The sequence below is a fragment of the Glaciimonas sp. GNP009 genome (assembly GCF_054343755.1).
Genome location: NZ_JBTGUV010000004.1, coordinates 3,277,685 through 3,292,278, shown reverse-complemented (window position 1 = coordinate 3,292,278; position 14,594 = coordinate 3,277,685). Strand labels below are relative to the sequence as shown.

The 14,594-nt window shown below is 48.7% G+C and carries 16 protein-coding genes; 7 read left to right on the top strand and 9 right to left on the bottom strand.

The features are described from left to right. Positions 1-391 precede the first annotated feature (391 nt). The 4 genes from ACXX82_RS15425 to ACXX82_RS15410 all read left to right on the top strand — a co-directional run bounded on the left by ACXX82_RS15425 (position 392) and on the right by ACXX82_RS15410 (position 3,930). Complete coding sequence (locus tag ACXX82_RS15425; protein ID WP_458563210.1) at positions 392-1,198, top strand: quinoprotein dehydrogenase-associated SoxYZ-like carrier; 807 nt, start codon at positions 392-394, stop codon at positions 1,196-1,198. A gap of 4 nt (positions 1,199-1,202) precedes the next feature. Beyond that, a complete protein-coding gene (locus ACXX82_RS15420; protein WP_322236283.1) occupies positions 1,203-2,144 on the top strand; it encodes a quinoprotein relay system zinc metallohydrolase 2 in 942 nt (313 codons plus the stop codon). 141 nt (positions 2,145-2,285) lie between these two features. After that, positions 2,286-2,669, top strand: coding sequence for a c-type cytochrome (locus ACXX82_RS15415; RefSeq protein ID WP_322236281.1), 384 nt, complete (start codon positions 2,286-2,288; stop codon positions 2,667-2,669). A 1-nt stretch (position 2,670) separates the two neighbouring features. Next, a complete protein-coding gene (locus tag ACXX82_RS15410; protein ID WP_322236279.1) occupies positions 2,671-3,930 on the top strand; it encodes an FAD-dependent oxidoreductase in 1,260 nt (419 codons plus the stop codon). A gap of 159 nt (positions 3,931-4,089) precedes the next feature. On the opposite strand, the gene ACXX82_RS15405 is transcribed toward ACXX82_RS15410, so the two are convergent. Next, entirely contained in the window at positions 4,090-4,557 is a 468-nt protein-coding gene (locus tag ACXX82_RS15405) for a group I truncated hemoglobin (RefSeq protein WP_322236277.1), read from the bottom strand. 16 nt (positions 4,558-4,573) lie between these two features. Beyond that, on the bottom strand, positions 4,574-5,500 hold the full coding sequence (locus tag ACXX82_RS15400; RefSeq protein ID WP_322236275.1) for a DUF3034 family protein: 927 nt from the start codon (positions 5,498-5,500) through the stop codon (positions 4,574-4,576). 442 nt (positions 5,501-5,942) lie between these two features. On the opposite strand from ACXX82_RS15400, the gene ACXX82_RS15395 reads away from it, so the two are divergent. Further along, positions 5,943-6,269: an NIPSNAP family protein gene (locus tag ACXX82_RS15395; protein WP_322236273.1), complete on the top strand. Its 327-nt coding sequence runs from the start codon at positions 5,943-5,945 to the stop codon at positions 6,267-6,269. A 125-nt stretch (positions 6,270-6,394) separates the two neighbouring features. Here the strand turns inward: ACXX82_RS15395 and ACXX82_RS15390 are convergent, their stop codons facing one another. The 5 genes from ACXX82_RS15390 to ACXX82_RS15370 form a co-directional block, all read right to left on the bottom strand. After that, positions 6,395-7,174, bottom strand: a complete 780-nt coding sequence (locus ACXX82_RS15390; RefSeq protein WP_322236271.1) for a 5'-methylthioadenosine/adenosylhomocysteine nucleosidase — start codon at positions 7,172-7,174, stop codon at positions 6,395-6,397. 77 nt (positions 7,175-7,251) lie between these two features. Then, on the bottom strand, positions 7,252-7,914 hold the full coding sequence (locus tag ACXX82_RS15385; protein ID WP_323506072.1) for an esterase/lipase family protein: 663 nt from the start codon (positions 7,912-7,914) through the stop codon (positions 7,252-7,254). A gap of 11 nt (positions 7,915-7,925) precedes the next feature. Beyond that, positions 7,926-8,183, bottom strand: a complete 258-nt coding sequence (locus ACXX82_RS15380; protein WP_323506071.1) for a hypothetical protein — start codon at positions 8,181-8,183, stop codon at positions 7,926-7,928. A gap of 234 nt (positions 8,184-8,417) precedes the next feature. Then, complete coding sequence (locus ACXX82_RS15375) at positions 8,418-9,383, bottom strand: RluA family pseudouridine synthase (RefSeq protein WP_323506070.1); 966 nt, start codon at positions 9,381-9,383, stop codon at positions 8,418-8,420. Then, positions 9,380-9,895, bottom strand: coding sequence for an arsinothricin resistance N-acetyltransferase ArsN1 family B (locus ACXX82_RS15370; RefSeq protein ID WP_458563209.1), 516 nt, complete (start codon positions 9,893-9,895; stop codon positions 9,380-9,382). Before ACXX82_RS15370 ends, ACXX82_RS15375 begins: the two co-directional genes overlap by 4 nt. 364 nt (positions 9,896-10,259) lie before the next feature. Here ACXX82_RS15370 and ACXX82_RS15365 point away from each other — a divergent pair, with 364 nt between their 5' ends. Together ACXX82_RS15365 and ACXX82_RS15360 are read left to right on the top strand one after the other, a co-directional pair. Then, positions 10,260-10,508, top strand: coding sequence for a hypothetical protein (locus tag ACXX82_RS15365; RefSeq protein WP_322236261.1), 249 nt, complete (start codon positions 10,260-10,262; stop codon positions 10,506-10,508). A gap of 170 nt (positions 10,509-10,678) precedes the next feature. After that, the gene (locus ACXX82_RS15360; protein ID WP_322236259.1) at positions 10,679-10,858 is read left to right on the top strand and encodes a hypothetical protein; all 180 of its coding nucleotides are present in this window, start codon (positions 10,679-10,681) and stop codon (positions 10,856-10,858) included. Between the two features lie 115 nt (positions 10,859-10,973). On the opposite strand, the gene ACXX82_RS15355 is transcribed toward ACXX82_RS15360, so the two are convergent. Together ACXX82_RS15355 and ACXX82_RS15350 are read right to left on the bottom strand one after the other, a co-directional pair. Beyond that, entirely contained in the window at positions 10,974-12,857 is a 1,884-nt protein-coding gene (locus ACXX82_RS15355) for a propionate--CoA ligase (protein ID WP_323506069.1), read from the bottom strand. A 254-nt stretch (positions 12,858-13,111) separates the two neighbouring features. Continuing rightward, positions 13,112-14,563, bottom strand: coding sequence for a bifunctional 2-methylcitrate dehydratase/aconitate hydratase (locus ACXX82_RS15350; protein ID WP_458563208.1), 1,452 nt, complete (start codon positions 14,561-14,563; stop codon positions 13,112-13,114). Positions 14,564-14,594: the final 31 nt, after the last annotated feature.

The window sequence follows — 14,594 nt, the reverse complement described above, 5'->3', positions numbered from 1 at the left end:
TTGGGCCGAAGAATTTAATAAAAACTCGCCAATGAGACATGAATCTGTTCACCCTGTATGAATGAAACGAGCACTGCCCTGACCTTTCAATAAAAGATGAAGGCGATGGTCCGTCGATCTATTTTAGGAATTACGCAAAACTGTCCTAGCAACGGACATATCAACACAGCCAACGAATACAGCATGCTGTTTCGAGTAGGTCGGGCCTCGTAGGTCGGGCCTCGTAGGTCAAGCCGCTTAGGTGGCTAGGAAAGCGCAGCGCAGTTGAGACGATTTTGGGTAAGTTCTATATTTACTGGAGAAGTGCAATGCCATTGCCCCTTCGCTCAATGCCCGACCACGGCAAAAAATGCCATTTATATCGCCGCCTAAAGTCATGCAGGCCACGCTCATGAACACTCAACTAAAAGTGATTGTGCGTCTGCTAGTTATGGCCGCGTACGTGTTGCTCTCGGCTAACGTCCGAGCGGAGATAGTTGATAAATACTGGACACCGCTGCAAGACATGTATTACCACGGAAAAAAAATAGAACCCGGTCCCTTTATTCACTTGACTGCTCCGCGCCGCGCCGATAGCGGTGCACAAGTACCGTTTGTCTTTAGCGTCGATTATCCGATGCTGGCTGAAAAATACATCAAATCAGTGGCGATATATGTCGACCAAAATCCGGTTCCCCTGGCTGCTACTTTTTACTTTAATCCACTCAGCGGTAAAGCAGAAATTTCCACAAGAATCCGCCTTCAAAGTGATTCTCTTGTCCATGTAGTAGCTCAAGCAAATGATGGTCGACTCTACATAAACGCGGTCCCCATTCGCGCTGAAGGCGGTTGTGGTGGTACCGTAGATGGCGACGAAGCGGCAGCCAAAGCCTCGGCAGGAAAGATGCGGTTAGCCATAGAGAAACCACTGAAGATAGGCAGTCTCAATCGGGTGAAGCTATTAATCAAACATCCAATGTTCACTGGACTACAAAAAGATCTTGCGACGCAGTCCTTTCGCCCAGCCTTTTTTATCAATAAAATCGAGGCAAAATATAACGGCAAAATCGTCATGCATGCCGATACCTTCATAGGAATTAGCGAGGACCCAAATGTACAATTTGGATTTATACCCGACAAACCTGGCAAGCTTGAGCTGACGATTAAAGATAATGAAGGTGAGACATTCAGTGCATCAATTGATGTCGAGGAAAGCTAACCTGATGCAGAGATTTCGTTCACACTATTTCACCGCCTTGCTAACGACCGCGTTATTGACAGCACTCAGCGGTTTTCACCAAACGCAAGCCAAGCCACTGTCAGTAACCGAGGTAGCTGCCGGTGTGTATGTTCATCAGGGCGTGCATGAAGATTTTGATGAGAACTATCACGGTGATATAGCAAATATAGGTTTTGTCATCGGCGCTGATGCCGTTGCTGTCATTGATACCGGTGGCTCGTACAAAACCGGGGTGTCTTTGAAAGAAGCGCTTCGGCTCATCAGCAAACTCCCCATACGCTATGTAATCAATACCCATGTTCATCCTGATCATATCTTTGGCAACGCGGCATTTACCGATGATCATCCGGTTTTTCTCGGACATGAAAATTTGCCGCATGCGATGGCGTTACGCAAGGACGCCTATTTACGCAATCTTAAAACCGAGTTAGGTACGGATGCTGATCGTAGCAAAATTATTGCCCCCACTGAGACTGTCAGCAAACCTCGGCAAATCGATTTAGGCAATCGCGTTCTTGAACTAAAAGCATGGCCAACCGCACATACCAATACCGACTTGACCGTATTCGATACGAACACCAAGACCCTCTGGACCGGCGACTTGCTGTTCGTTGAAAGAACACCCTCGATCGATGGCGATATTAAAGGCTGGCTCAGTGTGATTGCGCCCCTAGAAGAAATGCAGGCTAATCTGACGATACCGGGCCACGGTCCGGCAACCAAAAATAAGAATGCCGCATTTGAAGATGAGCGTAGGTATTTGGAAATACTGTTAAAAGATGTCAGGACCAGCATCAAAAATGGCGAAGACATGACCCGCGCCATGGGTTCGGCCGCTCAAACAGAAAAATCACGATGGATGCTTTTTGACAGGGTGAATCGCCGCAACGTCAATTTAATTTATCCGGTATTGGAATGGGAATAAACATGACGACAAACTGGTCAGTCCATATTAGGGACCGTTTCCTCGACCTCAACCAACGTGCCAACGCAGGAACCTGCGCGATGAGATAAATATAAACTAACTACGCGGCCCGAAACGTCACTAGAACCATAAAAAAAATCCATGCTAAAAAATTCGTTGTTCACATTACTGGTTTTGCTTTCATTTACAACGCCTGCAATGTCTATAACGCCCGCGCTCCCAAGCGTGGGTAATCCTCATATTCTGGTGCTGGCAGGTTCCTGTGCAGCATGCCATGGAACCAACGGATTAAGCCTGGGCGGAACGCCAGTCCTCGCCGGATTAGATAAAGGCTATTTCGTCAAGCGAATGCTAGAGTATCAAAAGCAAACTGAATCAACCGAGGTCATGCCGCAACAAGCGCGGGCACTGACATCTGAAGAACTCATCCTGCTTGGAGAATACTTTTCGATGCAACCAAGATCATTTACTCGCTTTCAAAGTCACTCCTTGAAATCTCATTCTCAAACAAGGTTCGGTGAATAAAATGGATCGTCGGGAAATTTTAAAATATAGCGTTGGCGGTGCATTATGGGCATCCATGTCGTCACCGGTATATGCAAACCAAAAAAAATTAGGACGCGTGGTGATCATCGGTGCAGGCTATGGCGGTGCCACTGCAGCGAAATATTTAAGAATGTGGAGCGGCGGGAAAATAGAAGTGTTTGTGATTGAACCGAATCCCCATTTTGTATCATGCCCGGTCAGCAATCTTGTTCTTGGTGGAGAGAAAACACTGGACGATATAACCCTTCCCTATGACCTCCTGAAACATAATCACGGGATACATTGGATACAGGATAAAGTAGTCGCCATTGATCCCGATAAAGCGGAAGTACGCTTTACCAAAGGAAAGCTTTCTTACGATAAGTTGATCGTCGCGACAGGCATCGATTTTATGTATGAAAGTATGCCGACGCTGAACAATAAAGAAGCGCAAGAAAAGATTCCTCATGCGTGGAAAGCCGGACCACAAACACAAAATCTGCGAAATCAATTGCTGGCGATGCCGGACGGCGGCGTGTTTGCTATCACGATTCCAGCGCTGCCTTATCGCTGCCCACCAGGGCCATATGAACGCGCATGCCAGGTAGCCTTCTATTTAAAAAATCACAAGCCCAAATCGAAAGTGCTGGTGCTGGATGCCAATCCCGCCATCACTTCAAAGAGACCGTTGTTCGAGCGCGCATGGTTAGATTTATATCCCGGCATGGTTGAGTATATTCCCAGCAGCAGCATACAAGACATTGACGTGGCTACCCGCACCGTAAAAACGGATTTTGACAAAGTAAAATCCGATGTATTAAACGTGATTCCCCCCCAAAGAGCTAGCGTACTAACTATCGATACCGGCCTTGCAAACGTTAGTCGACGTTGGTGCGAAGTTGATTTTCTGACTTACGAGTCAACAGTATTTCCCAACATTCACGTCATCGGCGATGCAGTAGATTCAGGACTACCCAAATCTGCTCACATCGCCACCTCGCAAGCGAAAGTGTGCGCTAATGCGCTAGCGTTTATGATGGGAAACGAAAAGCCCGACCCGGCTCCGGTATTTGCGAACACTTGTTATAGCTACGCCGACGACAAAACGGCAATGCATGTAACGACAGTGTATCGCTATGATGCAGCGGAAAAATTAATGAAATCGTCACCGGGCGGTGGCATTTCGGCCCATGCATCTTCTCAAGAATTTGCAGATGCGCAATATTGGGCACTCAATATTTGGGCAGATGTGTTGACCTAAATCACAGATCCAAACGAGACTGCATTACGTTACCTGCGTTGCTCATTAAAAAATGTCCCTCCGAACTTCAAAGGGACATTTTTGATAGAGTCGATTGTCGATTGTCGATTAAATAGATCACCATTTTTTATAGCAATCTATCAACCAAATCTTGATACATTACTTAACGGTTATCACATCCCGATACATCGGAGCGAGTTGTGCCAGAAGTTGATTTTGGTCCCGAAACGGAATGTTCATCGCATCCATCGATTTCTGCAACTCTTCCACCAATGCATTAAATTGCGGCTTATTGATGTGAAGGCTGGCATGTGCCGCTTTCATACTAAGGCCTTGATAGGTACACGGACCACTTAAGAGCTGACAAAATTGCTCGACGAGTTCTGCCTTGATTCGGACCTGATTGGCCGGACCAAATACAGGACCGGTCAGAGGGTTCGCCACCAGTCGCACCATAAAATCATCCATCAATTTAACGAGGCCCGGCTTCTCGCCAAACGCCTCATACACAGCAACCGGGGCTGGCTTCATTAATGGCGTATTTTGAAGCGGCGGACTTTGAGCCAGCAGATTTGTTGACATCATGCCGGCAGCGGAGAATAGCAGAGTATAAAGAATTTTTTTCATGTTAATGCCCCGAAATTTAAAATGCTATCTGTGAAGAAAGAAAGACACCGGTCTGCTTCCGATTGTTGACCAGCACCGGCGCAATGTGACCTAAATCAATATATGCCAGCGTGAACGAAACATTTTTGGTCGGGGCGTAAGCAATAAAAATATCCTTCCAGTCTTCTTCGCGCAGGCCGTTCGCCGGCAAAGGCAAGGTGTTGCCCACTCTCCGCAGATTGTCTGGTTTGAAGCGATATTCGGCACCTATAACGATTTTTCTCGTAACCAAATAAGCGACTGATAGTTCCGGTTCGAATTTGTAATTATTTTCACCGACGGCACCACCAAAACCTAACAAGCCATTTTGATTAGCTCTTGTAGCCCGCAACGTGGCGTTGACCAAAATTCCCTGGGCTAAAAATAATTTAGTCGCATTCACGTAGAAATCTGTGTCGCTGTTCTTCGCGCCCAACGCAGAAATGACCGGGGCGAACGATCCTGCATCCGTGTGTTTATACTCCATCCCGACTGAAATTTGCGGCATGAATGAATCGCTGTCCAGGATCGCATCACCGGCAACTTTTACCTTCACACCTAAAATATCCATCCTTATGTGTTGGTTGTTACTCACATTAAAACCCAAGCCGTTGACGCCAACTACCGGCGACGCATTAAAGTCTTGACGTGCCAGACTGACTTCCACGCGGTCCATAATTCCCACAGCCGCGCCATAGGTCGTCAACGAATAGTCATTTACTACCGCGCGCGATATATGTGCCGTTCCGCCAATTTGATCTGCTGTAGCATTGCTGCCAATCACAGCCCACGGCGTCAATCCCCCGCCTGCCGCACCGTCAATTGAACTCACACCGCCGGTCAGTAGCAGTTTTCCCGTATCTGCATGCACACTCACGGAAATCAACAAACCAACCATCGCCACCATAGTGGTGTTTATACGCATATCGTCCTCCTAAAATTTGTCCATCCCGATAGATTCGGACGCCAAAGGCGAAACCGATCAACATTTTTTTTAACCCGTACGTTGATACGCAGTAACTAACCAAGCGGATTCAAAAATAGTTTTTCTTTTTTTTATATTTTTAGGCGTCCACAGTTTTTGATAAATTTCTGGTGAATAAAACGATGATCAATCGATGTTTTGAATAGAAAGTACGACTGACTTTCAGAGGGTGGCTTATTACTGGCGATATTTTTATGATCAAGTCTGGGATTTAAATAGCGGGGAGAACGAACGCCGTAATATTCGACTTAGGATAAGCGCCAGCGCGGTTTTATTCTCTGCGCTATGATCGAAGCGAAGCAAAGCAACACAAAGCATTTAAATTGTCGCTCCTACCAACAGGCGACTATCAACAGCAAAGCAGAATAGAAAGAGAAGAAAAATGATCTATGAAATGCGTACTTATCATTGTGCACCAGGACGATTACCAGCGTTGAATAACCGATTTGAAACAATTACACTCAAATTCTGGGAGCAGTATGGGATTCGGCAAGTCGGATTTTGGACGACGTTGGTGGGTGCAAGCAACCAAACGTTGACTTATATGTTGCAATGGGAAAGCTTAGCGGAACGTGAGACCAAGTGGAACGCGTTTGCCAGCGATCCGGAATGGCTGGCGAAACGTGCAGAAACAGAGGCACAAGCGATTATTGTCGAGAGAATTGAAAATCAATTTCTGACACCAACGTCCTATTCCGCGATGCGTTAATACTCAGGGACCAATACAGCAACTAATATAGCGCCTAAAACGGACAGACGATTATGTGGGTCCCTTTTTTATTCCATCAAATATCGAGAATGAAAAAGTTGAAGTGGAAAAATAGGCGCAGTATTCTATTTCACCCGATCAGCAAGACGCCCAGCGAAAAACCGTCGCAAAATACCGCTTGAATAGTGGCTGGCAACTTCACCTAAAAATGACCCAAAATCAACGTGGGCGCTGGCGTCAGCGCGATCAGAAATGGTGCGTAACACCGCGCAAGATACCCCGTATTCAAAACAAATTTGCGCCACGGCAGCGCCTTCCATCTCAACGGCCAGGGCATCGGGCAAATCAGCTAAGATGTTATTCGTTTTTTCAAGGTCAGCCACAAACTGGTCACCGCTGGCAATTAACCCAATATGCAAGACTGGTTGACCAATCTGAAAATGTCGCCGCACATGAGCTGGCACAATACTTTGCAAATCTTCTCTTAAAAAAATATCAGCGGCAGTTTTCAATTCGGCGCTAAGTGCGATATCTGCCATAAATTCGGCGATTCCCAATAGCGGTACCTCGTGATGCGGAAATAGCGGACGCGCATCCAGGTCGTGTTGGATTAAGCGGTCTGCGATAACGATATCGCCCACCGCAACCTGCGCGCCAATTCCACCCGCAAGTCCCGTAAAAACAATCTCAGTGACCCCAAACTCTCTGATCAATGTCACCGCCGTCGCCGCCGCAGCGACCTTACCAATTCTGGCAAGAACCACCACACAGGCCTGTCCATCCAGTTTACCCACGTGATAATCCCGCATACCGATCCGTTGCACATGATTGCCGCTCTGCTTTGTCATCACGCTGATCAAGTCGGCGACTTCATCATGCATCGCCGCTAGTATTCCTATAGCCATTATTTCTCCTGAGTGCGGCATGTATGTGTTGCTGAATTTTGTTGCGTATTTTGCTCAATTCATCGCTTGCTGATCCGTCACTCGACAAACTTTTTATTGTTGACCTTGGCGACGATATCATCACAAACGCGCCGCGAGTTCATGATCGTAGTATGCAGGGAAGGGACAACAATCGACGGAATATTCGCCATTTGCGTTTCAGAAACGGTCAGAATTCCGTCATTCGCTTCACCGCCAAAAGGAGACCAGCGCCCGCGTGGTCCGGCGCTTCCAGCGTAGATAGTGGTGGGGACTGCGGGGATGGGCAACTGCCTGGTCCAATCTTGTTGCCCAAGAAATTGGCCAATTTCGCCTGTCATCAGTTTGAACAAACGCCAACGCGAAAAGGTGCGCGCCATTTGACTGGCTTGCATGGGAGGTGCCAGAAAAAAACATGCTTCTGGTTGTTGCACCAGATCCGGCAAAGCCGCAAGAGTAAGCAGGCAACCAAGCGAATGTCCGATGACAATATAACGCTGCCCAGCTACATTCCGCGCTAAATAGTGATGCAGCTTTTTTACGCATGGATCCCATCGTTCGAATGCTGCAGAGTAGCCGAACAACGCCGGGCGCAGTCCTGCAGCGCGCAAACGAGCAGCAAGAATCAGCATCGATAAAGGGGTGCGCCCCATTCCATGGACCAGGATAGCGCGCACTTTTGTAGCGCTTTTGTCGGTTATCGCGGCATGATCGGCATCCATGATGACGGCTATTAGTCTCTTTTCTGTAATTGCTTTTCGAACTCGACATCCAGTTTGCTGACGCGCTTGGGTTTTTGCGGTCCATAGGCGTTAACAAACTTGACAAACGCATCCAGTTCCAATGGTTCGCTAACCCGAATAGGAAGATCGTCACCCGCATTTTGAGCCAGAATAAATAACTCAGTCGCTGTGCGGATCATTGAATAGCGCAAATCAGTGCTTCGGGCATTGAGGCGTTCAATAGCATAGGTGGCGCGGGTAGATCTCATAATTTACTCCTGATATACATTTTTTCCTGATCCCTGAAGATTCTTGATAACCTTAATGCAAGGATGTAATATAGTTCCGGGCGCTTTTGGGTGGATCTGCCTCATTGCTTTCAGACTTAATTAGCCTCATAAGGCTTTCCCGCGCATGCTGCATTGCGCGTTTTCAACTAAGGCCAGGTCAGCGTCGTTGAGGCGATAAACTATCCCGATAGTTTCAGACAATTTCAAACAATTTCAGAGCGTGCGATTACTTTCAAAGACCAGGCGCTGGCCGGTTACCGGATCGTTAAGAGAAATCGATTTCGCCAGCAACTTTAGTGGCGACGACCAGTCATCGCCTTTGCATGGATTAATCGTCGGATAAAAAATGTCATTAACGATAGGCATACCAAGCGCTGCCATGTGAACGCGTAACTGATGTTTCTTCCCCGTTAGCGGTTGCAATCGATACAAACTATTTTCTTCCCGATGTTCGATCAAATCAATCTGCGTTTCAGAGTTTGGCTCTCCGTCAACTTCTTCCATCCGAAAAAAAGGCGTACCCTCCACCATGCGGCTACGGTGTATCAACGGAAAAGCCATTTGCGGCATGGTCGGTGCCAACGCTTCATAAACCTTCTTCACTAAACGCTGCTGAAATAATGACTGATAAGCGCCACGCGTCGCAATGTCGAGTGAAAACATCATCACTCCCGCGGTTTCTCTATCAAGTCGGTGAATCGGCGAAAGTTCTGACAGGCCCGTCTTCTTTTTCAATCGTACCAATAGTGTCTCACGCAAAAAGCGCCCCGCCGGAATCACCGGCAGAAAATGGGGCTTATCCACCACCAACAAACGCTCATCCTGATACAGGATGACTTCTTCAAAAGGAATCGGCGTTTCTGCATCCAGCGCGCGATAATAATAGATACGACAACCATGCCGATACGGTGCCGATGATGTCAGCTTGACGCCGTTAACATCCGCCACCTGGCCGCTCTCCATCCGTGCAATCCACGTCGCTGCGGGAATAGCCGGAAAGCGTTGAATCAAAAATGTCAGCAAATCCGGCCAGTCGCCCGCTGGCAACCAGACATAACTGGGCGCAACACCGTCGACGATAGGCAGCGGTGACGATTCCGGGGACAAAGAAAGTTCGGTCACTTCTGCCGTTATGCATTCCTCTGTCTTGACTCCGGACGTAGTGGCGGTCGCTCTCATGAAAGGTTCAGTTGCCAGTAACCAACGTCAATCCACGTATCCGATTTAATGCCGACTTCTCGAAAAACGCCGACCTTTTCAAAACCCATTTTTTCGTGCAAAGCCACGCTACCGGCATTGGGCAGCGCAATCCCGCCGATCACGGTATGAACGGGAAGTTTTTCCAGACCGTCCAACAGCGCACGATACAACATTGTTCCGAGGCCCTTTCCAGCAGCGTTATCCGATAGATAAACCGAGCTTTCCACCGCCTGCGCGTAGGCGGCACGCGCGCGCCATTTAGTCGCGTAGGCGTAACCCTGGATTATGCCGCTATGGTCACCATCGTCGCCATCGTCAACACATACCAACCAGGGAAAAAACGCCGTGATATCCAGGATGCGCTGCGCCATCTCCGGCACGCTTACAGCGACCGTCTCAAAACTAATGTTTGTATTCAATACATAGGGATTGTAAATGTCGCAGATTGCGGCGGCATCGCTGACCGTCGCGGGACGAATAATATAAGTCATAGTGTGGATATGAAGAAAGGAAACTGCCGGCGTAAAAATAAGTTATTCACAGTCAAATCCGAAGTAACCCCCGCGACAAACAACTACGGCATAACGAACTCAACCAGCGAATGACTGTAATGATAACGCGCTATTGATAACCATGCGGAATTGCCAATGCGCCAACAATCGAAGGATGATGAAAAAATAGCTACTCCCATACCTGATAATGGAGATAAATATTGATTATAAAGTAACAAAATACATGCAAAAAGCTGCCCACCCATGCAGCAGAGAGTGCGAAAAACGCGGGAAATTGAAAGCACTGAATTAAGGTCGCGTTTGCTTCACCATAAGAACTCTCGATAGTCGAGTGGAGGCGGCGATGCATATTGCGCTGAAAATGATCATGGATTCGGACGATGATTCCCGTGTCTCAAATGAAAGGGAAGTTCTCCGTATAGAACAAAGCGTCGAATCAACCATTCCACCAATCGGCCTTGGTTTGACTTTTCTGGAAGCGAAAACGCTGCTTGCGGCCATACCAAAAGAGGTGGTTGCGCTTGAGGCCGAACAGATCGTCACGCACGCAGGCCATTGCATGGATCATGATGGCATCACTTTGGCTGCGTGAAGGGTAACATCGGCTACGCCTCCGACTTTGAGTCGACCAGGAATGCGCGGAATGGTGTGTAACAAGGCTTGGTGAAATTTGATGTCAGGCATTGTGTTTTTTCTCTATACGGTTAAATCGCTTCCCGCGTTCAAACGGGGTGGGCGGCAAATAACAGGATTGAACGACCGGTGAAAAAACAACAAAAAACCGGCAAGCCCGAAGGCTTCCCCGTCACCGCCGCCCAAAGAGGACGCACGAAGACCAACACAGGTAAAAACCGGCTTTACGCCGTCTGTGCGGTTTTTTGTTATCAGGCGTTCAAACCCGCTCCCCTCTTTATCGGGGACCAAAGGAGTACAGAGCATTAAGCCGCATTTTGTGGAGACTTGCTTACGCCGCGTTGCGACGCAGATAGTACCCAAGTACCTGGCCGCGTCGGCAGCAAGGAGCGCACAACGCCGCTGGGGCGGTTTTTCGTAAGTCCTAAATCAGCACGCTGCGTATTTGTTGGAGTGAGGTGATGTCTTCAATCGTCGGCAAATCGCCGGGATCACGGCCCTCACAAATTGCCTGAATCGCGCGTCGCAACAATTTGCCAGAACGCGTCTTCGGTAGCAAGTTGACGAAATACACTCTCGACGGGCGGCCGACTGCACCGATTTGCTTGTCAACGACACCCATGATTTCTTTTTCTGTCTTTGCTCTGGCGGCGTCATCGGTCAGGCCGCTGGCATCCTTCAAAATCACAAACGCTACGGCAGCCTGTCCTTTCAGTTTGTCTTCGACGCCAACCACCGCGACTTCGGATACGTTTGGATGGCTGGAAATACTCTCTTCAATTTCTCGCGTGCCGAGACGATGACCGGCGACATTAATCACATCGTCGGTGCGACCCAAAATGAAATAGTAACCGTCATCATCACGTACGCCCCAATCGAAGGTCGAGTAGACCTGACGCTCAAAATTCGACCAGTAAGTACTAACATACCGCTCGTCATCGCCATAGATCGTTTGCAGACAGCCGGGCGGTAGTGGTCCATCGACCACCAACACACCTTTTTCGTTCGCTTTGCAGACGACGCCTGTGGTTTCGTTGACGAGCTGCATTTTATAGCCGTACATCGGCACGCCGGGACTACCCAGGCGCGTCGGTTTGTCTTCGACATTTTTGGCGATTGTCATCATGGGCCAGCCGGATTCGGTTTGCCAATAGTTATCGTAAACCGGCACGCCGAGCGCATCGGCAATCCAGCTAGAAGTCGTTTCATCAAGTGGTTCACCGGCCAGGTAAAGCGCTTGTAGCGACGACACGTCGTATTTCTCCAGCAATTCTGGCGGTTGCTTTTTCAACACGCGGATGGCCGTTGGTGCTGAGAACATCTGTGTCACTTTATATTTTTCGACGATGCTCCACCAAATTCCACCATCGGGAGAAATAGGCAATCCTTCGTACATAATGGTCGCCATACCCGCGATCAATGGTCCATAGACGATGTAAGAATGTCCCACCACCCAACCGATATCGGAGGTACTGAAAAACGTACCGCCCGCCTTGCCACAAAAAATGTAGTCGATAGACGTCGCCAGCGCGACCGCCTGACCACCGACATCTCGCTGCACGCCTTTTGGCTTGCCAGTTGTGCCGGATGTGTACAAAACATACGATATTTCATTCGATTCTAGCCAGACAACCGGCACATTTGCGTTCATGTGCAACGCTCTTTGTTCCGCGTAATCAACATCGCGCTCGCCCGTCATCGGCATGTCCGCCAATCCCCGATTGACCATGAGGACATGCGCTGGCTTATACGGCGAAAGCGCGATGGCGGCGTCTAGCAAACCCTTGTAAGGCACGACCTTGCCGCCGCGTGATCCGGCATCTGCCGAGACAATTAACACTGGCTTGACATCATCAATGCGGGTTGCCAGGCTATGGGACGCAAAGCCGCCGAATACCACTGAATGGATCGCACCAATCCGCGCGCATGCCAACATCACAAACGCTGCTTCGGCGATCATCGGCATATAAATAAGTACGCGGTCGCCCTTCTCCACACCAAGTGATTGCATCATCGCTGCCGCACGGATGACTTCGGCCTGCAATTCGCGATACGAATACACCCGTTCGCTATTGGTTTCAGTGGAAATCGCGATCAGCGCTGCCTGCTCGCCTCGGGTCGCAACCCAGCGGTCAACGGCGTTGTGACATAAATTGGTGGTACCGCCCACGAACCATTTGGTAAAAGGTGGTCTGCTGTAATCAAGGACTTGGGTGAAGGGTTTATGCCAATCGATTCTTCTGGCTTGCTCAGCCCAAAAAGTTTGTGGGTCGTCGATCGATCGTTTATACAGGCTGGCGTAAGTCATGCTGTCTCCTCGCGTAGGGACGTTTTCAGAAGCGCGCACGAGCAATTCAAGATCAACGTCCACATGCAGTCGTCCATATGTTCTAACTGCCGCGAGAAGCATCACAGAGTTGCGCTTAAACCACACTACGGCTTACAGAACGTCTTGATTTAAAAATCGATTACCACACTATTGCATTGTTATTTTTTACGCACTCAGAAAATCACGTAGCGCCATTCCCCCATAACACTATCATTGAAACAGGTAAACCGCCGTTAAATGACATATAGATCTACATATTCATTCACTGCCATTGCTTCCAGCTTTTTCTGGTCGAGGGACACTTCCAGAATGCGCTGCTGTTGTTTGATCGGAAACTGACGCGCGAGGTTGATTCTAAACTTTTCTTCCAACAATGGAATGCCTTCTTTGCGACGCCGTGCATGACCGACAGGATATTCTACGACGATTTCTTTCAGTTTCTTGCCGTCGTTCAATTCAACAGTCAACGCATTGGCGATTGAACGTTTTTTAGGATCATGATAATCCTTGGTGAAAGCGGGATCTTCAACGCAGAATATTTTGTCACGCAGGATATCAATACGTTTGTCGGCAGCAATATGGTCTTCGTAATCGCCGGCTGTCAGTCGGCCATAAATCAATGGTATAGCAACCATGTACTGGATACAGTGGTCGCGATCAGCGGGATTGTTCAGTGGACCTTTTTTGTCGATGATACGAATGCACGCTTCGTGGGTGCGGATCGTGATTTTTTTGATGTCGTCAACTGATCTCCCCGCTTTGGCTAATTGCAAATGCAATACCATTGCGGCTTCGACCGCTGTTTGCGAGTGAAATTCAGCAGGAAACGAAATTTTGAACAAGACGTTTTCCATCACATACGACGCGTATTTGCGCTGAAATGTAAACGCCTGACCTTTAAACAAGACGTCGTAAAATCCCCAGGTATTGGCAGTCAACACCGACGGATAGCCCATCTCGCCGGTCTTTGCCATCAGCGCCAGACGTACCGCGCGCGAGGTTGCATCGCCAGCAGCCCATGATTTGCGTGAACCGGTATTGGGCGAATGACGATAAGTCCGTAGCGACTGACCGTCGACCCATGCCAACGACACGGCATTGAGCGCCTCTTCGCGCGTCAGTCCCAACATTTCAGAGACCACCGCAGTGGAAGCAACCTTGACCAGCACAACGTGATCCAGACCGACTTTGTTGAATGAATTTTCGAGCGCAATACAGCCTTGAATTTCGTGCGCCTTAATCATGGCGGTCAACACGTCTTTCATCCTCAACGGCTTTTTGCCAGCGGCGACGGCGTTACGAGACAACCAATCAGCCGTGGCCAGAATGCCACCCAGGTTATCCGATGGATGGCCCCATTCTGCGGCCAACCAGGTATCATTAAAATCGAGCCAGCGGATCATCATGCCGATATTGAAAGCGGCTTGCACCGGATCAAGCTGAAATTGCGTTCCGGGAACTCTCGCACCGTTTGGCACAACGGTACCAGGCACTATCGGACCCATCAATTTTTTGCAAGCCGGATATTCCAACGCTTCCAAACCACAACCTAGCGTGTCGATCAGGCAGTTGCGTGCCGTGTCGAAGGCTACTTTTGAGACAATCTTGTAATTGGTGACGTAGTCGACGATATCGACCAGGACTTTGTCGAATTTTGGGTGGACGTTGGAAATATGAGTAGGCATTTTTTTCCTTGTTGATGGCGGGGTCACGGCT